We start from the raw sequence: 23,196 nt of genomic DNA, 5'->3' as shown, positions 1-23,196 counted from the left end.
CTCTACGTTTTATCTAATTAAAGTTACACTACCTTTTAATTGATATTTCTGACCTTCGGTACAAATGATATCGGCAAAATACATGTAAGTCCCTGGCTCAACCTGCTTTCCATTTGTCGTCCCATCCCATCCTTGAGAAAAATCATTGGACATAATATTATTTCTTTCAAACATCTTTTTACCCCATCTATCAACAATGATAAAGTGCTCCACAGACTTAATACCGTAGCCGGTGACGTAGAAACGATCATTTTTTCCATCTCCATTAGGCGTAAATGCATTTGCCATAAATAGTTTGGATGAGGAACATAAAACTTTAACAGTTATGGAGTCACTGGCTGCACATCCAAAGTTACTCGAGATATTTAAGGTATAAGTAATGTCCTGATCACTTATAGCTTTAGGATTTTCACTATATGGATTGTCTAGCCCAGTGGTTGGTAACCATTGATAGTGATATAGCGTGCTATTATTATGGTTGATTTGAGGATTTAAATAAAAGTATTCACCAGCTCCAATGGATATAATTTTGGAAGCAAAACTGATTTCTGGCCTTTGGTAGGCATTTACCAAAATATTACCATATTCGTCAGGGCAGGTATTTTGACTAATAGCAACTACCTTGTAAGTTGTTGTAGTTATTGGCTTTACATTAATAGACGATCCACTATCGCTTGACATGTACCCTGTACTGGGTATACTTGACCATAAAAATTGATTGGTATTTATTGCATTTGCATTTAAGCTTAGATTAGAACTATCGGATATACAATAGTTGTAATTATCGATAAATGTTAGACCTACCTTTTGATCAACGGGAACAAGTATACTGTCTGTATTTTTACAACTATTAGCTCCCACTAAATTTACATAAAATGTTTTCGTACTGTCTGGAAAAATAATAGGACTCTGGACGGAATCATTTGTTATATAAAGAGTTGGCGTCCATTTAAAACTAGTAGCATCACTTGTCGTATTTATTGAAATAGAATCTCCGGTACAAAATTTTTGTAATGTTTTAAAAGTTAAAGAAGGGAGATCTAAAAGGTTTATTGGTTTAATAATAGAATCGGAGCATCCAGATTCTGTTTGGACGATTAATTTTAAATTGTTAAAATTTAAATAGGGTAGTAGATTTGAATAAGTTGAATCTTTTCCCGTGTAGATGAGCGAATCTCCCATATACCATTTGAAATTATTGTCTGAATTTTCTGTATTTGTAACTGATGATAATAAGTGCAAACTATCATTTTTACAAAGTTCGTTCGGGCTCTCAAAATTGACGACCGGTTTTAGATGATAAGCGACATTTAATGTATCTGAACTAACCGTACAATACTCCGTCTCTGCTGTCAAATAGATGGGATAAGTTTGATTTTTTCCATAAAAAACATGCTTTATAGAGTCGATGTCCGTAATCTGATCTTGAGAACCATCATTCCAATGCCATGTATATTTTTTCACTTGAAAACCCAAAGTATCTTTTACATTTATAAAAGTAGCAGTATCCAAGGTACAAATAACCTCTTTGTTGACAATATCAATTTTGGGATATTGTGTATTGGCAATTATAGAATCGTTTAACGTTAATAAGTCCGTACATCCTCCTTCCTCAGGGCCACCTATAACAAGGACTGTTGGCCAATAGTTACCTCTATTTGTATAATTATAACTATATGATTTTATACTTGAAGAATTGAAATTTGTACCATCCCCCAATGCCCATTGATAGCTCACTATGGAGTCTGATGTCGCAACTTGGAAATTTGTTTTTAAAGGCAAGCAACCAATTGTGTCTGTTGCTCTAAGTTTAGCAATCGGGCCTTTCACTTTTATTGTTTGACTAGTGGAATCTATACAGCCATCATATCCATAGTTGATTAAATTAATGGTATTATATCCAGGATGTAATACAGAATAATATATAGATGTGTCACCAAGATCAGAAGTCCCATCACTAAATCTCCAAACCCCTGTTGAATCAGAACTGGTAGATGTGTTTTTTAGTTGTAGCGTATAAGGCGGACAAGTTGAAATAAGGTCACTATTTACAATCGTGAAACTAGCTTTCGGTTTTTGGAATTTTATATAGTTTTTTATAGTTGTGTCTTTTGTACAACCTACTGCATCCGTAACTTTTAAGTTTACATCGAATGTTTGTGGAAATGAGTCAATATTTACATTAATATTTAAATCTGAGCGATTTTGGTAGGTTTTAGAATATTTTCCAACTGTCCATAAATAAGTGGATGGAGTGGATGCATCAGAATTATTTTGAATTATTATTTTTTTAGACGAGCAGAGAATGGTATCAGATGTGGAAAAAGAAGCATAAGGATTGTTGATATTTAAATAGTAAGGTTTGTATAAATATGAACTACAACCGTCCATATCAGATGCTGTTAATTGTACGCTATAACTAAAGTTAGTATTTGGACTATTATACGTTTTTAAAATTGATGTTTCATTCGAAGCCGTGTTTCTACTTTCTCCATCACCAAAAGACCAAGTATATTTAATGTTTTTCATTTCCGTCGCTCTCGTTAAGTTTAAATAAGTCACATTTCCGAAATGGGTATTACAAAAAGTAGTCTTAGTTGCCTCGAAATCCATTATGGAGCCTTTTATAGAAATTATTTTACTAATACTGCTAGTACATGCTGGAGTTCTAATGTCAGATATCAATAATGATATTGTATAATTCCCAGTAGAATCAAAAATATAGTTTGAAAAAGTTGGAGAACTTGTTGTCGATTGCTCTACTGTTTTGCCATTTACATCTTTAATTTCCCAGGCATATTGTCCATTAAGATTTGACGTATTTACAAAAGCAGATGCATCGAATGTTATATTGTTAAAGGCACATAAAAGATTATTTGTATTATCAGAATTGGAATAAGTAAAATTTGCTACTTCGTCAATTATTGTAATTTCTCTAACTTTGTCGAAGGTACCATTCGTATATTTCACTTGTACATTATAGGTATCTTCTGTGGATTTAGTAGGTAATTTTATAACTGTAGTATCACCTTGACTTGGATAAGTTACATTGTCAATTATCCAAGAAGAAACTTTTAATAGAGAATCTTTATTATAGAATTTTAAGATGTTTTTATTATCGCAACTAATACTTGCAAAACCGAATGAAGGATTGTATGTTGATCCAAGACCATTATCAATACATTTATTTGTTACTGTAATTACCTGTGTAAAATTAGATGTGCATCCATTGCTATTTGATAGTTTTAATGTTGTTATATAACTACCCGCTGTATCGTATTTATGCTCCAATGTTTCATTGGTACTTATAGTACCATCCCCAAAATCCCAACTATATGACAAATTGGATGTGGAGGTTGATGTGTTTGTAATCCCGTATTTTATATTTGTTTCCGTGCAAATGCCATAACTTGGAGTTATATTGATCGTTGCTGAAGGAGAGGCATTTACATTGATTGTTGTTGTAGTTGTTGACTTACACCCGTTTTGATTTGTTGCGGAGAGGGTATATGAGCCTGCATTAGTAAAGTTTATTGCCGTAGAATCTTTATTAAAACTTGCATTGTTTGATTGCCAGATAATATCTTGATTCTTTGAAAAAAAACTACTAGGAGTAATATTTGCTTTGATAGAGGTAGATGTGTTAGCACATATACTAGTATTGCTTAAAACAATTTGAATACTAGGCTTTCCTACATAAATATCTTTTGTGAATCCTGGCGTACAACTATTATTTCCTGGTATATTTGCTAATATTTTAACAGTATATTTTCCTGCTGTAGCATAAGTGTGATTACCTGGATTTTTTTCAGTGGAACTTGTTCCATCTCCGAAATCCCATGTATAAACAATGCCTAATGTTCCATTTTCCAATGTTGTATTTTCAAAGTCGATTTGATTACTACAACTAAAATAATCAGTTCCATTTGCTGTAAACCCGACATTAAGTGATCCTATAACTGATACTGTTTTTGTGCTAGAAGCAGGACTTCTACATCCATTAATATCTTCTACGTATAGATATGCATTGTAGTTTCCAGCTTGGTTATAGCTATGGTTTGCTGTATTATTCTGAGTAACGGAAGAACCATCTCCAAAACTCCAAATGTAATTTTTTATAGAACTTGTAGTTGTTGCATTAGCGGAAAAGGTTACGGAATTACCTGTACAAATATTGCTTTGAGAAACAGAAATTGTAGTTGTTGGATTACTATAAATAGTAATTACCTTGCTTACACTTTCATTGTTAGAATTATCTTTTAATGTGATTGTATAGGTTCCTTGATTCGTAAATGAGTAGAGGAATGAGTTTCCATTAACTGTATTATTATTATACGACCAAGTTAAATTATCTCCATTTCTTCCAGACGTATTACTAAATGTAATTGCATTTCCTACACATGAGGATGTGATATCCTGCCCGGAAGAGGTCATTGAAAATGACAAAGATTGAGCCCCTAATTTTATAAATATGGACAAAAAAATAAAAAAGCAGATTAGTTGTAATCTGTGTTTTAAATAGGTCATGCAATGAAAAATTAAAAGTCCTAATTGTATCTTGCGGTTAACTTATTTTCAACGTATGTTTTGATTAATTATTGTTTTAATATTTTTTGTATTTATCTATCTAATAAGTACAACACTTCCCTTTAAATTGTAATTGGTCCCTTCTGTACAAGTTAAATCTACAAAATACATATATGTTCCTGGTTCAGCAGGCTTTCCATTTACAGTTCCATCCCATCCTTGATAGAAGTCATTTGATGCAATATTATTTCTTTCAAAGACTTTTTTGCCCCAACGATCGAATATAACGAAGTGTTTTACATTAGAAATTCCATATCCACTTACATAGAATCTATCATTTTTTCCATCTCCATTTGGTGTAAAAGCATTTGCCATAAATAATTTTGAGGAAGCACAAAGAACTTTTATGTGAATTGAATTTGTTGTACTACATCCATATTCATTTTGTAGCGTTAAAGTGTATGTTGTATCAATATCACTGATTACTTGGGGATTGGCTAAATAGGGATTACTTAATCTAAAATTAGGAGTCCATAAGTATTTTGAATTATTATAAATGTCGACGATGTTAGGATTTAAATAAAAATATTCCCCAGCTGATACTGTGATTGTTTTGGAAGGAAATGAAATAATTGGAGATTCTCTAGTTATTACGGTAATTGTTCCACTTTCATCTGGACAAGTATTCAGACTTTTCGCATTTATATTATAAAATGTTGAAATTAATGGCTTGATGTAGATAATAGAATCTCTATTAAAGATAAATGAAGAGTCTGTATTGATTGGATTTGATGACCAAGTTAATATAGTGGGAGCTTCGTAAGTAACCTCTAATTTTAAACCTTGAGCTTTAGATGTATCTCCTAGACAAAAAGTATAGTCTGGTTGATAAGCTAATCCTATTTTTTTATCAACGTAAATGCTAGAATCCAAAGAAATCGTATTCGTACAACTACCATCTTCTGGTCTGCCAAGAATCGTAACGGTAGGATTATAATTACCGCCATTTTTATAGGTATAATTTATTGTATTAGGTGACGCTTGATTGAAGGAATTTCCATCATTCATATTCCATAAATAATTTACAATGGAATTTGAACTGTTTAACGTAAGTGTCGTGTTTAATGGCATACAGTTTCTATATGTACTACTTTCGAGGGTTCCTCTTGGACCAATTGCACTAAATGTAAATATCGTGGAATCGCTACAACCATCATAACCATTCAGATGTAAATAAATTTTGTAATCATTAGGTGTACTTACTGAATATAATAAAGTATCCAAAGTACTTGTATTTGTAGTGGTATCATTAAATGTCCACGTTAGATCTTGATATCCAGAAGACTCATTTTGTAATTGCAAAGTATAAGGTGGACAAGTATAAATTGCACTTTCATTAATGATATTAAATTTTGCAATGGGCTGTTGAAATCTAATATAATTGTTTTTTACGAGTTGTGAAGAACAGGTAATATTTGAACCATAAACGGCATTTAAGGTTACATCGTAGGATGTCGGGAATATAATATTATTAACATTTTCAGTAAAATTTGTAAAATCTGATTTTGTTTGCGTTGTATTGCCCACTATCCATGTGAAACCGTTTGTTTGCAAATCTGATATATTGGAGTTATTTTGTATATCTATAGTATTAGAACTACATAAAATAGTATCAGGGGTATTAAAATTTACTTGACCATTGTAAAACTTATATATATCATTTCTAGTGTCTGTAGATATACATCCAGAAGTATCTGTTATTTGTAAAGAAACTATATAATTGATAACACTAGCGTTGCCTGTATAGTTATATGTATGCTGTAGCGTGTCTTGATCATTTAAATTCGTTAACTTATTGGTAGTGCCATCTCCCCAATTCCAGATAATAGAAGTAAGTATATTTTTGTTATAAATTGAATTATTTTTTATAGCAACTTTTCCTGTAGGCGTACAAAAAATAGAATCTCCTATAGCTCTAAAATTACCTACGATTCCTGTTGTAGTAAAAGTTTTTGATATAGTGGATATACATGGCGTAGTTCTTTTATCGGCTATAGTCAAACTGACTTTATATGTTGATGCATCTGGAATTAAGGTGGAAAAATAAGTTAGATTATTTCCTGTATTTTGATATATAACAGTATTTGTTTTTGTGTCGGTTACAGTCCAAGAGTAGTTGGAAATATTTATTTGATTGATTGAAGTATCAACGTTAAAGGTAAAGTTGTTTTGCGCGCAATATTTAGAACTATTGTCATTGTTTACAAATGTAAATGCTGCAGTTTCATCCATTATTTGAATTTCTCTTAAAATATCTAAGGTTCCATCGGCAAAAATAATTTGCACGGAATAGGTAGCGTCTTTGGCTTTTTTAGTTAGTGTTACTGTTAATGTATTACCAGTAAAAGCATAGGTTTTTCCGTCAATTAGGATTGATTTAAATGGCTTGCTGGGATTTTTATTTGTAAATGTTACTATATTTTTCGAATCACATTCACTTGTAAATCCAAAAACATTGTTATATACGGATCCTGCTCCATTATCAATACAATCTTTTGATACGTTTATGGTTGTTGACTGTGATACCGTGCAACCTTGATTGTTAGAGACTGAAATAATTGAATTGTAACTACCCCCAGTAGTATAAGTATGTGTTTGGCTTAATCCATGAATACTATCGATTTTATTATCTCCAAAGTCAAATTTATATTTACTAATATTATCATTAGTATTTAATGAAAATGTCACTGGAGTCGTCGTACATATTCCTGTATTGGGAGTTATATCTAAGGATATTTGTGGTGCAGATTTTACTGTAATACTTTTTGTAGAGGAGCTTTGGCATCCATTCACATTTTTTACTTGAATTGTATAAGTCCCAGACTGAGCAAAAGAAATTGCTGTGCTATCTCCGTTTACGGTACTTCCACTTGGTAATGTCCATTTATAATCACTTGAAGATGAAATAATACCAGTAATAGAACTTGTTGCACTTAAATTGTAAGACGTATTGGTACATAAACTGTTTGGTAGTGAAATGTCTAATGTCGGTGTTCCAACATAGACCTTATTGATGATTTTAGGAATGCATGATTCATTTCCTGATATATTAGCAGACAAACTCACATCGTAAACTCCAGTTTTTGAATAAGTATGATCTCCAGGTGAATTAGAAGTTGAAGTTGTTCCATCACCAAAATCCCAAGTAAAAGTAGCATTGGTAGCTGTTGATGTATTGACAATATTTATAGTATTGTTACATGAATAAAATGTATTTCCATTTGCTGTAAATGATATTGCATCACTGCCATTCACTTTAATTGTTTTTATCGCAGATGAAAGACTAGTACATCCATTAGCATCTTTTACAAAAAGAGATGTGCTTTTTAATCCTGTCTTATTATAGATATATGATGTGGCTCCTGTACTGGTAATTTGAGCGTCGTCACCAAAATTCCAATTATAGGAAATTATACTTGTTGATGCGGTTGATGTGCTGGTGAAGTTAACAGAACTACCTTGGCAAATTTCGCTATTTGAAATATTGAAAGATGCAATCGGTAGATTATGAATGTTGAGTGGGGTCGAAGTGGTGAGGTTAACTGTACTATCTACTAATTGTATAGGATATGTCCCTGCCGTTTTAAATAAGTAAATTGTCGAATTTGTATTGGATTTAATTTTTGATCCATCTATTATCCAAAAAAATACATGATTTTGATTGGCAGAAGTATTCGTAAATTGAACGGTTGCGCCTATACATGCATCCGTAACCAAAGAATTGTTTACTGTTATATTAAATGTTGGACTCTGTGCCTTAGATAAAGAACACAAGCTTAAAAAAAAAATTATAAATATATAAAAACTTGCGTTTCTTAGGTGTTTCATCGGTTATAAAATCAACTATGTAAAAGTTAAATACTTGTAGCTAAACGTTGCTGGTTGAAAATTATTGCATAAAAAATGCGCTCTAAATATATCTAATATATTTAGAGCGCATTCATGAAAAAATATTTATGCAAAATGTGCAATTGTTCTTGATATCCAATAAACGATTGCTGCTAGTACAGCACTTACCGGAATTGTTAAAACCCATGCCCAAACAAGACTGAGCGTTACACCCCATCTTACTGCAGACAACCTTTTGGTTGCACCCACACCCATAATTGCTCCTGTAATTGTGTGTGTTGTACTTACTGGAATCCCCATTCTTTCCGCAATCATTAAAGTTGCGGCTGCAGAGGTTTCTGCCGTAAAACCTTCTAATGAAGTAACTTTTGTAATTCTAGAGCCCATTGTTTTTACAATTTTCCAACCACCACTCATTGTTCCTAAACCGATGGCGCAATAACATGCTGCAGGAACCCATTCAGGCATATGATGTAAAAGATCTTTGGTATCAGGAGGAATACTTCCGTTGTTATGGTAAACGGCTATAGCAACAGTTATTAAGCCCATAACTTTTTGTGCATCATTACCACCATGTCCCAAACTTAAGGCTGCAGAGGAAATTAACTGTAGTCTTTTAAACCATCTTTCCGCCTTGTAAGGATTAGCTTTTCTACAGATCCAAGCCACTAATATATTAAAAAAGAAGGCGATAAACATGCCAATCAACGGAGATAAAAATATGAACAACACCGTTTTAAATAAATTGGAATATACAATTACACTTAAAGAACCAACTTTTGCAAATGCCGCCCCGATAAATCCACCAATTAATGTATGTGAAGAACTAGATGGAATTCCAAACCACCAAGTCAATAAGTTCCAACAAATTGCAGCGATTAATCCCGCTAGGATTACATGTAAATCAATAAATTCAGGTTTGATTGTATTGGCAATCGTATTAGCAACTTTATGATCTGTGAAAATAAAATAAGCAATTGCGTTCCAAAATGCGGCCCATAATACGGCTTGAAAAGGAGATAATACTTTGGTGGAAACTATGGTCGCAATAGAATTGGCTGCGTCATGAAAACCATTGATGTAATCAAATATCAATGCGATAACGACGATTGTAACTAATAAAGGAAACATAAAATATTTTTTTAATCAAAGATTGGTTAACCCTTTTGAGGTTAAGCATATTTGATGATGATGGATTCAATAACATTTGCGGCATCTTCGCATTTGTCGGTTACTGTTTCCATACTGTGAAATATTTCTCTCTTTTTAATTAAAGTTTTGATGTCGTTTTCTGTTTCAAATAATTTTTCGATACTTAGATCATAAACATCATCAGCTTGGTTTTCAATACTATTGATTTTAACCATTGCTTCCGTCATTTTGTGCAGATTTTTCATATCGCGTAATCCGGCAACTGCTTTTACGATTTCAGAAGTGCCAATTTCTATCAATTCTGCCATTTTTGAAATCCCAGTATCGTTAGGATTTACGCTATATATTTGAATTTTTTTACCAGTTGCATAGATATAATCAGCGATATCGTCCAATGCACTTGCCAAATAATGAATATCTTCTCTATCGAATGGAGTGATGAAATTTCTCCCTAATTCTGTAAATATTCTGTGGGTATTATCATCATTTTTGTGCTCGAGGTCTTCAATTTTAGCCAAGATTGCGGCTCTTTTGTCCTTGTCCGACTCGTGTACCATTAAATTTAAAGTCTGTCCGATTTCTTTTACTACACTGGCAACATCTTCGAATAATTCATAAAAAACTTTGTTTTTAGGCATAAACATCTTGCCGAAGGTATTAGCTAATCCCATTGATTTTATTTTGGCGCAAAAATAAGCTAGCAAACTGCGCAAAAATCGTGTTAAGGAAAATTAATACAAAGTTAATATTGGAAAATAAACGCAGCGTCTATTTTAGATTTTTCAATGAAAATTTGATCTCGTCGGCACTAACATTTAAGGTCCAAGTATGAACCAATTTATTATTTTTATCATATAAAGCAACGAATGGGGTGTATTCTACACGAAAAAAAGCGGGAATTGCATAATTGGGATCTTTCCCAAAATATACGTTGGGATATTTATCCAAATTATATGAATGACTAAAATTTTTCAATTCATCCAATGGCGCCAAATAGGTTGTCCATAATAAATTAACGTTTTTGAAAGCATCCATATCCTTTTCAAAACTTGCTGCCATGTGTTGACAATGATCACAATCTGGATTGAAATAAATAATCAATGTTGGTTGATTGTGGTTGTTTGTAGTATTGCTATACCAAGTACTATCGGTCAATAATACCTGAAAGGTTGGCATATTTTTATCCTTTTTATATGGTGCTATAGAATCATAAGTTTGACTAAATCCAAGCTGTGCTGACAAAATTAAAACAAGTGCTAAAACCAACTTTTTCATATTGTTAAATTATCTATTTGAATGATATTGTTGCAAAATAAGTATATATTTTGGTACAAATAAATGTATTAACGAAGGTATAACCAATAGAGAGAGTTAGAAATTATATCTTTGAAATCAAAATAATAATCATGTCAAAAATTGTATTTATAACGGGCGCAACTGCAGGATTTGGTAAAGCGGATGCTATCAAATTTGCACAGAATGGTTGGAATTGTATTATTTCTGGTCGTAGAAAAGAGCGATTGGATAGTTTGGCAAAGGAATTAGAGGAAAAATATAAAGTGGAAGTTTTGCCTTTAGAAATAGATGTACAGAGCAGAACGGACGTTTTTGATAAAATAGGTGCTATCCCAGAAAAATGGCAAAATATCGATGTGTTGATTAATAATGCTGGCTTGGCATTAGGTACTGAGAATTTTGAAGATGCAGATTTGGATAATTGGGATACGATGATTGATACTAATGTAAAAGGACTTTTATACGTATCAAAAGCGATCATCCCGTTTTTTATTGCACATAAAAAAGGACATATTATTAATATGACATCTACTGCTGCAAAAGATGTATATCCAGGTGGTAATATCTATTGTGCAACCAAACATGCCGTTGATGCGATCACAAAAGCGCAAAGAATTGAATTGTTGAAGTACGGAATTAAAGTAACTGCAATTGCTCCAGGTGCTGCGGATACAGAATTTTCGCAAGTGAGATTTAAAGGAGATACAAGTAAAGCAGATAAAGTATATACGGGTTATGAGCCATTACATGCCGAGGATATTGCAGATACAATTTTTTATTGTGCTAATTTACCCAAACACGTTTGTATCAATGACTTAGTGATCACTTGTACAGCACAAGCTAATGCTTTCTTTTTTGATAAAAAATAAATAATGATAGCATTAGTTATCGGTGCGACGGGAGCCACTGGCAAAGATTTAGTGGCGCAACTAATACAAGATTCCGCATTTGAAAAAGTGCGGATTTTTGTGCGTAAATCAATGCAAATACAACATCCGAAACTAGAAGAAATCGTAGTAGATTTTGCAAAATTGTCAGATTGGGCAAAATATTTACATGGGGATGTTGCATTTGCTTGTTTGGGTACAACATTAAAACAAGCTGGAAGTAAAGAGGTACAATGGACAATCGATTATGATTATCAATATTCTTTTGCAAAATTGGCTAAAGAAAATGGCGTGCCTCATTTCATTTTACTTTCTGCTTATGGTGCGAATGAAAATTCCACTATATTTTATTCGAAAATGAAAGGGAAATTAGAAACGGCTATTCAAAAATTGCAATTTTCTCAATTAGACATTTTCAAACCAGGCGTTTTAATAAGAAAAAATACCAACAGAACTAGCGAAAAGCTTTCTGTTGGTATCATCCGTTTTTTTAATAGGGTAGGGCTTATTTCAAAATATAAACCTATGAGTACTGAGATTTTAGCGCAATCCATGATTGCTTATGCAAAAAAGCAACAACCAGGATTGAACTATGTAAAGTTGCAAGAAATTTTTTCGCACTAATTTTTTTCTAAAAAGAAAATAACCAAACTTCTTGGTCCTTGTGCTCCTCGTACCAATACAGCTCCGATGTCTGCAGTTGCAGACGGTCCCATCACAAAACATCCATAATTAAATTTGTCTAATTGTGTAAGTGGGTAAGCCGTATGCATATTTTCTGAAATGTCTTTTGGGTCAAGAAGTACAATAATATTCTGACACAAAAAACCTAAAGAATTAACGCGTAAATCATTTTCTGTAAGCCAAACCATTCCCATTTCCGCAACTCCAAGATGCGTGCGTACGATGGCTACATCCACATCTTCCATGTCTTGTGGTTGGTTGATTTTATCCCAATCTTTATTTCCTGCCCACTCGTCCGTCGCAGAGCAGATTACTTTGGCATCAGGATATAATTTTTGGGCAATTTCTTGCGCTTCTCCCACATTATTTACTTTGTAGAAGCTTGCTCCAGCTACCAACGCATTTTCCTGAAATGTTTGTAATAAATCTTTTCCCGGAACGGTATAAGTAGGGATAGTAGGATATCCTATGTTTTGTTTGGGAAAATTAGAACGAATATTGGCTAATATGCTTGATTTTGAATCACTCATAATATTATTTTTTATTTTTTTTATACCAATCACGAAAAGTTTCTTTAGCTAGTGTAGGCATTTCGCGATTTTTGCCCCAAGAGTTAGCGTCAATGTAAATGAGTTTATTTGGTATAATTTCCAATGCTAATCTACCCATTGTCATCGCCATACGGAAAATGGAAGGATGCTTGAACATTTGATTAGCCATGCCAAATGCAACTTTTAATCCAGAAGGCATCATATCTTTGGATGCCATGACCTTTCTCCAATCCATAATTTGTTCGGCTATATTGATATGCACTGGACAAACTTCCGAACAAGAGCCACAAAGTGAAGAATGATAAGGTAACTCGCTATATTTTGTTTCGTCAAAAGTAGGATCCAAAATAATACCAATAGGACCAGAATAAGTTGCTCCGTAAGCCAAACCGCCACTACGACGATATACTGGGCAAGTATTCATACATGCGCCACAACGAATACATTTCAATGAATGCCAAAATTTTTCCAATCCCAAACGATGACTTCTGCCATTGTCTGTGAGGATGATGTGCATTTCTGTACCTTCTCTCGGACCTGTAAAATGAGAAGTGTATTGTGTAGCTGGAGTACCTAGTGCACTACGAGAAAGTAATCGGATAAATACACCCAAATCTTCCACTTTAGGTAAAATCTTTTCGATTCCGATACTCGCAATATGTAAAGGTGGGAGAGATGCCGTCAGGTCCGCATTTCCTTCATTGGTACAAACTACGAAACTGCCGGTTTCCGCTATGGCAAAGTTTGCTCCAGTCATGCCAGCATCCGCTTGTAAAAACTTGGGACGTGCATTGTTACGCATAGATTCGTTCAAGGATTTTGCATCACGACTATTGGGATCAGTTCCTATTTTTTCAGCGAACAACTGAGCGATATCACTCATCGTTTTATGAATAGCGGGCATGACTATGTGACTTGGAGCCTCACCAGAAAGTTGTTGAATTCTTTCTCCTAGATCTGATTCTGTTATAGTAATACCGCGTGCTTCCAAGTATGGTCCCATTTCGCACTCTTCCTGCAACATGGACTTGCTCTTAATGATCGTTTTAGCATTGTGTTTTTGTAAAATTTCCAATACTATCGCATTATGCTCCTCTGCATCTTTCGCCCAGTGGACGATAACACCTCTTTTTTCAGCATTTTCTGCAAATTCTTCCAAATATTTATCCAGATGCGTCAGCGTATGTTCCTTTATTTGCGAAGCGAGATCTCTTAATTCTTCCCATTCTGGAATTTTTGAAGCAGTGGTATCTCTTTTTACTCTTGCATTCCACAAATTTTTATCATGTAAAAATTCATTGTCTGTGCCTTGATGAATAAATTTAGCCGCATTTTCTACTACGTTCACTTTCGTTGTACTACTCATAATTTCATTTTTTTAAAATGGGCCGTTATTTAAAACTTGGGCTACATGTACAAATTGCAAATTTCTTTTTTCCTTTTGAGCAACACCTTGTTGATGCATTAGGCAGGACATATCAGGTGATACGACATATTCGATCTCGTGTTTCATGTAGTCAGCGACTTTGTCTTGTCCCATTTTGGCACTTACTGGCTCATCCGTTACACAAAATGTACCACCAAAACCACAACACTCATCTGGACGATCAATATGTTCAATCTGAATCCCTTTAACCTGTTCCAATAATTCTTCTGTTTTATTAAATCGAGGTTCCATCCATTCGGACATGGATTGTAAATGCAAACCTCTAATCGAACTACAACTATTGTGTATAGCTATTTTATGGCGAAATTCTGCCCAAGGAAAATCCTTAACTTTTAAAATGTCCGTTAAGAATTCTACTAATTCAAATGTATTTTTTCTAATTCGAATAACTTCTTCTGTCTGTGGGATTGCGTCCATGTGACAACGTACTTGTTTCACGCAACTGCCTGCGGGACCAACTATATAATCGTATTTTGAAAAATTTTTACAGAAAAGCGCTTCCGCTCCAGCGGCATGTTTTTGGTCTCCTTCATTAGACATCGGTTGACCACAACAAGTTTGTTCAAGAGGAACTTCCACTTCTACCCCAAATTTTTCGAGTAATTCTAAGGTTGCGATTGCCACCTTGGGATATATCGCGTCGATATAGCAAGGGACAAATAATCCAACTTTCATAATTTTTAACTTTGAGAGTTATTAACAAGCACAAATATTAATTTGCAAAATAATCTTTTTTATCCAATATCTATCCTGCACTATCCTTCGGTAGCGATAATCGCTTGGCTTTTATCTCCTGCGAGATCTGCTTCTTCAAAATCTTTTTGTTCGGGTAAAAGCACGGTATAATAGGGTAGGGCTTGAATTTTTAATATTCCTCTGGATAAATTAAAATCTAAAACATGACCACCACCTTGACGACTATGTGTCAAAAAGTGTAAATGAAAACCTGCAATGGTCATCCCTTGTGCATAAGACGGAGAAAAGAAACCTGCCAATAAACCATTTTCATTGTTAAAATCAAACTCAGTCTGCTCTTTAACAACTTCTGTAAATGGTAAATATGGTTTTTCTTGTTTGGCTACCGTACGTGTTTTAACCTTGTCAAAATGACCTTCTATATACACAGCATAAAACAAATTGTGACTAGGGGTTAATTTTTGCATTAATTCTTCCAATCCTGCACGGTCCAAATGATTGTTGATTTCATGCGTAATCTGAGGACGAAAAGTAGTTACGGCACCAAAAGGAACTTTGGATTTTGGGTCTGCGAGTACTGAAGTTCCATCATTTCTAATTTGGTAAAATTGACCACGTATCGCTATTAATTCTCCATCCAATCCATTAAAAGTACCAAGACCAAAATCACCATGTTTAGCCATTTCTTCTATAGTTGTCTCACCATCGTAAATACCTTCTAACATGGCATTCATTATAGACACTTGAAAAATGGTTCCGACTTCTTTATTGTTGTATAACATAACTACTTTCCGTTTAAATTTTTGTTCTTTAATATTAGATCAATACTTCATCTTGCATTTTAGCGCCCAATTTGATATTGTCTTTATAGTCTATTGGTACATTGACGATAACAGGACCTGGAGTTTCCATAGCTTTGCGCATTACAGACTCCAATTGAGATGGATCACTAACTTCAAAACCTTTTGCACCAAAACTTTCTGCATATTTTACTACATCAATAGGTCCAAATTCTACACCAGAGGTACGACCATATTTCATTTCTTCTTGGAATCCTACCATATCATAGGTGCCATCTGTCCAAACAAAATGTGTAATATTAGATTTTAATCTCACCGCAGTTTCTAATTCCATAGCGGAGAATAAAAATCCACCATCACCAGAAATACTAACTACTTTTTCATCTGGATGCACTATTGATGCTGCAATAGCCCAAGGTAAACCTACTCCCAATGTTTGCTGACCATTACTAAATAACAATCTCTTAGGTTCATAGATTTCAAAATAACGTGCCATCCAGATATAGTGTGAACCAATATCACAAGTTACAGTAACGTCATCTCCAATCAAGCTCCTCAAGGTATGCACGAATTGTAGTGGATGAACTAAATTAGTCTGTTTATAGTTGGGTAATTTTTGATCTGCTAAATATTTGCTATGTAATTTTTTTATCACATCATAAGCAACTAAACTATTCGGTTTTACTTCATTTGCCAAAATATTTATAGTTTGCGCAATATCTCCAATCAATTCCAATTCAGGTTGATAGTAATAGTCGATTTCCGCATTATTATGGTCAATGTGAATGATTTTAGCTTTACCATTTTTATTCCAAAAATGAGGATCATATTCCACTGGATCATATCCAATCGTCAATATTACATCGGCATTACTCAATAAAATATCACCTGGTTGATTATGGAAAAGCCCAATCCTTCCAACCAATAAATCTGCCATACTTCTAGGTACCAAGCCTGCTCCTTGATAAGTACCTACAACAGGAATAGGATTGTTGGATAATAAAGATCTTGTTGCTTCTACAATGTCGTATTCATTAGATCCCTCACCAACCAACATTACAGGTAGCTTGGCATTTTTAATTAATGTCGCAGCTTTTTCAATAAATTCTTTTGGCGCTGGACCGGCTTTGTAAACATGATTTTCTTTAATGATATTATCTTCTGTTTCTCCAGCCACTACATCATTAGGAAGGCTAATGAATGATGCTCCTTTTCTCGGAGTATTTGCAACTCTAAAAGCTTGGGTTAATGCTTCTGGGATGGCATTCGCATCCTGCACTTCTACACTCATCTTGGATACTGGGCGCATTGTACTTACCGTATCTAAAGATTGGTGTGTTCTTTTAAATGATTCACTTCTTTTCACCGCTCCAGAAATAGCCACGACAGGATCTCCTTCTGTAGTTGCAGTGGCTAGACCTGTTACCAAATTAGTTGCGCCAGGGCCAGAGGTAGTCATACATACACCAGGATTACCCGTTATGCGACCAATTGCAGCAGCCATAAATGCCGCATTTTGTTCATGGCGACATACGATTAAAGGTATGCCATGATCTACTAATTCGTCAAAAACTGGATCTATTTTGGCGCCAGGAATACCAAATACCTGTTTTACTTTTTGTTGTTCCAAAGTTTTTACTACTAAGGATGCACCTGTAGTTTTTTTCATCAGATAAAGAATTTAATTTATCACTTGTTTATAGGCTTTGTTTGCTGACTTTCATAGATTTGCGCATTATCAATGAGGTTGGGATACATCGTCTACGATTTATTTACATATGCAAAGTTGAACCATTCTATGATAACTGACAATCGGAACATCTAATAAGAATCATAAGTAAAACTTATACAAATGGGAAATTATTTTTAAAAAAATATTTTTCCGATGTAGGGTTTTACAATTGTTGATTGATAATACTCTTGAATACGTAAATTTTTACTGCATGAGTATTGACTTTAATAATGACGCTTTTAAAGCAAGATTAGATGAATTGGAGAAAAAATGGCTAGCGGGCACCATTTCTAAAGAAGAGATGGACGAATATGCTAAATGGTTTAATCAAGAGCAAAATAAAAAAGTCATTGTACCGGAAGATATTGCGCTGTCTCATCAAGAACATGAAGAAAAATTGCTTGATAATATTCTCCATTCAATTGATATCAATAAGAAAAATAATAATGCGAATACAGGAAAATCTATTACAATTATTAAAAAATATTGGCTTTATGGAAGTGCAGCCGCAGTATTGGTTATTGTTAGTCTTTTGTTTTTTAAAACTTATTTGAAGAAAAATAAATCTGAAATTTTGCAAAATGATTTCGCTATAGCACCTGGAAAAGATGGAATGAATTTATTAGATGCTCATGGAAAAATTATTGTAATGGATAATTTACAGAATCATTGGAAAAGTAATATTGATGGTATAGCTGTAGAAAAGCACAATAGTGCAATCATTTTCGGAAAAAATACACTTTCTAATGTATATAATACGGCAACTACAACAAAAGGTCAACAGTTTCAAATCGTTTTACCTGATGGAACTAAAATATTTTTAAATTCCCAATCTAGCATCAAATTTCCAATTTCTATGAATGATGCATATCGCTTTGTTGAATTAACAGGCGAGGCGTATTTTGAAGTACATCATAATGAAAAAAATCCTTTTATTGTAAAAGTCAATGGAATTGAAGTAAAAGATATAGGAACGAAGTTTAATATAGAAAATTATAGTGACGATTCTAATTCAATGGTGACGTTATTAGAAGGTGCGATTCAAGCGACTTCAAAATTACAAATCATTAATTTAAAACCTACAGAAACTATTAGTTGGGATAAAAGATTTTATCTTAATTATGTTAATGTTGATACTGCATCAGTTGTAGCTTGGACCAGAAAAGAATTTAGTTTTAATAATGCAACATTAAAGACTATTGCCCAACAGTTAGAAAGATGGTATAATGTGGATGTCGTTATATCAAACAAAATAGATAAGAATACTGTGTTCAGTGGAGGTATTCCTATGAATCAAAATTTACAAGAAGTCTTAAAAGTACTTTCTTATAGTGGTATACATTACAAAATTAATGATAAAACAATTTATTTTTTACCTTGACAAACTAGACTTTACTAAAACTACTTAATAATATTTCCTTACGCTACTAACTATGAAATTTAGAATTGACTATAAAATTATACTATGTTGTTGTGTTATTTTTGTTCTTTTAATTAAGAATTTAAATGCGCAAAATGTTACCTTAAAAGTTAAAAATCGACCTTTAATCGAAGTTTTGAATACGATTAAAAAGCAAACAGGTTATAATTTTTTTTATAATTCAAACGTATTGAAATATTCCAATAATGTAACATTAAATATTGAGTCAAAAGCATTGGATGTTGTTCTAAAACAGATATTTACAGATCAACCCATTGATTATAAAATTGCGAATAATACAATAGCTCTTAGACTATTAGATAATAATATCTCACCGAACTACGAATATAAAAGTTTAATAAAGGGGCGTGTCGTTGATATATTCACTACCCCAATAGAAAGTGTTACAATAGTTAATAAATCCACTAGCGAGGAAAAGAATAGTATTGCATTGACGGATAAATCTGGGAATTTTATTATAGAAGGTAAGGTTGGAGATACCTTATTACTTTATTCTCCCTATATTATAACTAATCAAACCATATTTAAAGGCCAAAAATCCTTTGAAATTGTGGCTGACCTATCTCAAGGCATGCTAGAAAGAGTTACTATACAAACGATTACTGAGAAGAAAAAAGACCCGACCAGATATGTAGATTTGACTAATCGTTTATATATGAATCTTGGACAAGTTCTTCAAGGGACGATTCCAGGATTAAGTATGCAACTTATCAATACTTCAGGAAAACGGATTAAAAGTATTTCTCAATATCTAAGAGAAAAAGGTGGGTTCATAACGATGACGGAAGATGAATTTTTACATTCAGGAGATCCACACGCACAGGAAATTGTTAACGGCTTTCTTTCGGGTAATATATCTCCTTATGCTTATGGTACAGATGGAAGCACTCAATTGATTACGGCGGTTCTTGAAACGGTAATGTCGAGTGCTATGGTTCCACAGATCAGAGGTGTTAATACTTTTGGAAATGGTCTAAATGGTATGTTGGTTGTTATTGATGGTTTTCCACAAGATGGTTTCCCCGCAGATTACCCAATGAGCAACGTAGAATCTATTGAAGTTATAAAAGATCCTAAAGAGTTATTAAAGTGGGGAGATAAGGCAAATGGTGGTGTTATATTAATTAGAACGAAAGGCGCCAAACAAAATAGACCAACAATCAATTTTAACGCAAGCTTCTACATAACACCTGCACCCAAATTTGATCGGAATAAACTAAAACTTGCAAATTCTTCCGAATATTTGGATTATTACAAAAGTTTATATGACTCTGGATATATAGCAAAAGTCCCAGAATTAAACACTTCCAATCTTGATCCTGCTTCAAGAATTTTGAATGATTATAATTATGGCGTCATATCAGAAAGTCAGTATAATAAAAGTTGGGATTCTTTGGGTAGTTTAAATAATCAAGACCAAATGAAATTATTACAGCAAAATTCCTTTAATAATATTTATAATTTGTCTGTAATGGGGAGTACGAAACATTATAAATATAATTTTATAGGAATGTATAATGGCACGAAGAGTAATGCCATTGGAAATAAAAATAATAGTTATGGATTAAGTTCGACGAATGAGTTTATGTTATTAAAGGATAAATTACATATTTCTTGGTATTCTAATGTTACGTACAATAAGGCAATTGCTGGAACACAATTAGATCCCATTAATGGTTTACTTCCTTTTCAAATGATACTAGACGACCAAGGAAATTATGTTTACGACTACAGCAATACAATTTCTCCCGTAAATAATGAATTACTAAAATCTTACGGTTATAAAGAATTTGGATCCAACATACTTCAAGATGCAAGAAAAACAAAAACATCCTCGAGAGGACTAACTTTAAGAAGTCGTCTCAACTGGGAATGGAAACTTTTGAAAGAATTGAATTGGGTGTCTTCCGTTTACTATAACAGTACGGATAACAAAAATGAAGTTAATTATGGAGAGAATACTAGTTATACAAGACAACTTTTAAATAACTATGGAAATTATTCCAATAATACAGTAAATTTCTATGTGCCTAATGGAGATATCCATATGTTATCTAAACAAAAAGTGCAAGAAATTAATGTAAGAAGTGCGTTAAGTTTTAATAAGGCATTTGGAAAACATTATTTTAATGCAACTATTGGGAGTGGAGGTAGTATATACAATTCTTTGACACCCGCATCCAATACTTTATATGGTTATTCTAATTCTCGAAAATCGGGCTTACCAATATCTCTTCCTGCTGGCAACCCTCAAAGTGGAATTTCCAATTACAGTCATTTCTTAGGTAATTATAGTAGTGTATATCCTTATACACTATTAAATAGAAGTGGCGGAGATTCTACAAAAACTAGAAGTTTGAATTGGAATAGTTCATTTAATTATTCTTTTTCAGATTATTTAACTATTTCCTATGGTTATAATGCTAGTTACAGCCCTAATTATGGTATGACTCCACCATATTCTAAAGTAGAATCTGAAAATGGGGATGTAACTATAAGACCGTTTATAGGCATGAAAAACAGTGTATTTAAAAATGTAGGTTTTTCTACTGGAATCATGAATACTAAAATGCCTAATTTACCTAATCAACTTACTACTTTTCGCTATTTGCAATCAAGTTGGAATAACTATGCCATCATTATTAACGATTTGAACCCGACTCAGCAGGTAGGACAAACGTCTAAAAACTTTTATCAACGCATTAATATTGGATTTTTCGATAAAAAAATCAATCTCTTTGTTGGTAATAACATTCAAAAAATGGGAAATATTGGAAGACTAGTAAATAGTAAAACGGTATATGACAGCTCTTTTTCCTCTAAATATATCAATGCCGGTATTTCGGGAAATATTTTTGATAGTACACTCAGCTTTAATGTAGAATATAGTAAGTCTCCTGAAGGTTTATCCCAGGTAAATGGAACGATGGCATTTAATCTTTACAAAGCGCTCAGGATTCATGCGCGTAAAATATCCTCTCTTCAATTCGATATGCAAATCGAAAACGTCAGTCCCATGCAAGGACTTGGTATCCAAATGGGAACAAATGTCTCCACTGGCAACGGTTTTAGTATTGCTACAAATGGTGTATTAAACTCTTTGCCAGCCAAAAATACGAATTATGAAGTCCGAGGAAAGATCGGATTTAATGATGAAAATACAATATTAGATGTAAGGTATTATAACAGAACTACTTCTGGACTTAGTAGTCAAGTACCAATATACACAGATCCTGCAACAGGACTTAACTCTCAAATGACGTATAGCAGTATCCAAAATAAAGGCATAGAGTTTTTCTTGAAATTAAATGTACTCAAAACACGAAAATTTTCTTACAACATAACCTTGAATGGTGCCTATAATTCGAATATTGCCAAAAATGTACCGACTACTAACTTTTCTGTATCTTCTAATTATAGTACGGCATATAGAAATGATTATAGTATCAATAATGTATGGAGTTACAAATGGGCAGGATTGAACAATCAAGGTTTGCCGCAGATATATGACTCCAAAGGGCAAGTTGTTGTAAATCCTGATAGCGCGACTTTAGCTTCTTCGATTGTGTATTCTGGTGTAAGCAAAGCTCCGTGGACCGGTGGATTTATTCATGAGTTTACATTTGGAGACTTCTTTGCTAGATCGACTTTAGTATTCAATTACGGAGCTGTCATGAGAAGGCATATTCCTACACCGAGTGGCTCGATTGACAATACGGTATATGTAAAAGACAGGTGGCGCAAACCTGGAGATGAGAAATTTACAGATATTCCTGGACTCAAGACAAATCCCAATATTAATGTTGTCAACTTTATTTCACAGTATTCGTCCAACTCCATTATGTCTGCTGATTTTGTCAGATTGCAGGAAGTTATGATTGGTTGTTATATGAGTAAAAAAATCCTTTCTTTTTTGCATATTAAATCAGGATTTTTTACACTTCAAGCTCAAAATTTGGCATTTTGGGCAAAGAATAAATACCATTTAGATCCATCAACGGTAGCTTTTGATGGACGATTAGGGCTTCCTATTCCAAAAATGTATGCATGTAGTATTAATGTCAATCTATAATT

14 protein-coding genes are annotated in these 23,196 nt (G+C 33.4%); 4 read left to right on the top strand and 10 right to left on the bottom strand.

Features of this window, described 5'->3' with window-relative positions:
• Positions 1-9: 9 nt before the first annotated feature.
• The 5 genes from E0W69_RS10335 to E0W69_RS10315 form a co-directional block, all read right to left on the bottom strand.
• On the bottom strand, positions 10-4,434 hold the full coding sequence (locus E0W69_RS10335) for a PKD domain-containing protein (RefSeq protein WP_225321227.1): 4,425 nt from the start codon (positions 4,432-4,434) through the stop codon (positions 10-12).
• Positions 4,435-4,623: 189 nt separating this feature from the next.
• Positions 4,624-8,361 (bottom strand): PKD domain-containing protein, encoded by a 3,738-nt coding sequence (locus tag E0W69_RS10330; protein ID WP_191967812.1) that lies wholly within the window; start codon positions 8,359-8,361, stop codon positions 4,624-4,626.
• A 180-nt stretch (positions 8,362-8,541) separates the two neighbouring features.
• Positions 8,542-9,567, bottom strand: a complete 1,026-nt coding sequence (locus E0W69_RS10325; protein ID WP_131329982.1) for an inorganic phosphate transporter — start codon at positions 9,565-9,567, stop codon at positions 8,542-8,544.
• 41 nt (positions 9,568-9,608) lie between these two features.
• Positions 9,609-10,259 (bottom strand): DUF47 domain-containing protein, encoded by a 651-nt coding sequence (locus E0W69_RS10320; RefSeq protein WP_131329981.1) that lies wholly within the window; start codon positions 10,257-10,259, stop codon positions 9,609-9,611.
• A 97-nt stretch (positions 10,260-10,356) separates the two neighbouring features.
• Positions 10,357-10,863: a TlpA family protein disulfide reductase gene (locus E0W69_RS10315; protein WP_131329980.1), complete on the bottom strand. Its 507-nt coding sequence runs from the start codon at positions 10,861-10,863 to the stop codon at positions 10,357-10,359.
• A 131-nt stretch (positions 10,864-10,994) separates the two neighbouring features.
• Between E0W69_RS10315 and E0W69_RS10310 the strand changes: the two genes are divergently transcribed.
• Positions 10,995-11,753, top strand: coding sequence for an SDR family NAD(P)-dependent oxidoreductase (locus E0W69_RS10310; protein ID WP_131329979.1), 759 nt, complete (start codon positions 10,995-10,997; stop codon positions 11,751-11,753).
• Between the two features lie 3 nt (positions 11,754-11,756).
• Positions 11,757-12,395, top strand: a complete 639-nt coding sequence (locus E0W69_RS10305; RefSeq protein ID WP_131329978.1) for an NAD(P)H-binding protein — start codon at positions 11,757-11,759, stop codon at positions 12,393-12,395.
• On the opposite strand, the gene E0W69_RS10300 is transcribed toward E0W69_RS10305, so the two are convergent.
• From E0W69_RS10300 to alsS, 5 genes are all read right to left on the bottom strand, one after another.
• The gene (locus E0W69_RS10300; RefSeq protein WP_131329977.1) at positions 12,392-12,985 is read right to left on the bottom strand and encodes a LutC/YkgG family protein; all 594 of its coding nucleotides are present in this window, start codon (positions 12,983-12,985) and stop codon (positions 12,392-12,394) included. The two genes, E0W69_RS10305 and E0W69_RS10300, sit on opposite strands and share 4 nt — an antisense overlap.
• Before the next feature lie 4 nt (positions 12,986-12,989).
• Entirely contained in the window at positions 12,990-14,372 is a 1,383-nt protein-coding gene (locus tag E0W69_RS10295; RefSeq protein WP_131329976.1) for a lactate utilization protein B, read from the bottom strand.
• Positions 14,373-14,384: 12 nt separating this feature from the next.
• Positions 14,385-15,128 carry a (Fe-S)-binding protein gene (locus tag E0W69_RS10290; RefSeq protein WP_131329975.1) on the bottom strand — a complete coding sequence of 248 codons (744 nt, stop codon included), beginning with the start codon at positions 15,126-15,128 and terminating at the stop codon, positions 14,385-14,387.
• 80 nt (positions 15,129-15,208) lie between these two features.
• Positions 15,209-15,931, bottom strand: coding sequence for an acetolactate decarboxylase (gene budA, locus E0W69_RS10285; protein ID WP_131329974.1), 723 nt, complete (start codon positions 15,929-15,931; stop codon positions 15,209-15,211).
• A gap of 34 nt (positions 15,932-15,965) precedes the next feature.
• Positions 15,966-17,618 carry an acetolactate synthase AlsS gene (gene alsS / locus E0W69_RS10280; protein WP_131329973.1) on the bottom strand — a complete coding sequence of 551 codons (1,653 nt, stop codon included), beginning with the start codon at positions 17,616-17,618 and terminating at the stop codon, positions 15,966-15,968.
• Between the two features lie 274 nt (positions 17,619-17,892).
• On the opposite strand from alsS, the gene E0W69_RS10275 reads away from it, so the two are divergent.
• Entirely contained in the window at positions 17,893-19,062 is a 1,170-nt protein-coding gene (locus tag E0W69_RS10275) for a FecR family protein (RefSeq protein WP_131329972.1), read from the top strand.
• A gap of 52 nt (positions 19,063-19,114) precedes the next feature.
• A complete protein-coding gene (locus E0W69_RS10270) occupies positions 19,115-23,194 on the top strand; it encodes a SusC/RagA family TonB-linked outer membrane protein (RefSeq protein ID WP_131329971.1) in 4,080 nt (1,359 codons plus the stop codon).
• Positions 23,195-23,196 lie beyond the last annotated feature (2 nt).

Origin of the sequence: Rhizosphaericola mali (assembly GCF_004337365.2) — a bacterium.
Taxonomy (GTDB): domain Bacteria; phylum Bacteroidota; class Bacteroidia; order Chitinophagales; family Chitinophagaceae; genus Rhizosphaericola; species Rhizosphaericola mali.
The sequence above is the reverse complement of the archived record's forward strand: the minus strand, read 5'-3'. Positions and strand labels throughout refer to the sequence as shown.

Coding starts and splice junctions, on each gene's coding strand:
- E0W69_RS10335 (WP_225321227.1), bottom strand. CDS start 4,434: ATGACCTCTTCCGGGCAGGATATCACATCCTCATGTGTAGGAAATGCA.
- E0W69_RS10325 (WP_131329982.1), bottom strand. CDS start 9,567: ATGTTTCCTTTATTAGTTACAATCGTCGTTATCGCATTGATATTTGAT.
- E0W69_RS10320 (WP_131329981.1), bottom strand. CDS start 10,259: ATGGGATTAGCTAATACCTTCGGCAAGATGTTTATGCCTAAAAACAAA.
- E0W69_RS10315 (WP_131329980.1), bottom strand. CDS start 10,863: ATGAAAAAGTTGGTTTTAGCACTTGTTTTAATTTTGTCAGCACAGCTT.
- E0W69_RS10310 (WP_131329979.1), top strand. CDS start 10,995: ATGTCAAAAATTGTATTTATAACGGGCGCAACTGCAGGATTTGGTAAA.
- E0W69_RS10305 (WP_131329978.1), top strand. CDS start 11,757: ATGATAGCATTAGTTATCGGTGCGACGGGAGCCACTGGCAAAGATTTA.
- E0W69_RS10300 (WP_131329977.1), bottom strand. CDS start 12,985: ATGAGTGATTCAAAATCAAGCATATTAGCCAATATTCGTTCTAATTTT.
- E0W69_RS10295 (WP_131329976.1), bottom strand. CDS start 14,372: ATGAGTAGTACAACGAAAGTGAACGTAGTAGAAAATGCGGCTAAATTT.
- E0W69_RS10290 (WP_131329975.1), bottom strand. CDS start 15,128: ATGAAAGTTGGATTATTTGTCCCTTGCTATATCGACGCGATATATCCC.
- budA (WP_131329974.1), bottom strand. CDS start 15,931: ATGTTATACAACAATAAAGAAGTCGGAACCATTTTTCAAGTGTCTATA.
- alsS (WP_131329973.1), bottom strand. CDS start 17,618: ATGAAAAAAACTACAGGTGCATCCTTAGTAGTAAAAACTTTGGAACAA.
- E0W69_RS10275 (WP_131329972.1), top strand. CDS start 17,893: ATGAGTATTGACTTTAATAATGACGCTTTTAAAGCAAGATTAGATGAA.
- E0W69_RS10270 (WP_131329971.1), top strand. CDS start 19,115: ATGAAATTTAGAATTGACTATAAAATTATACTATGTTGTTGTGTTATT.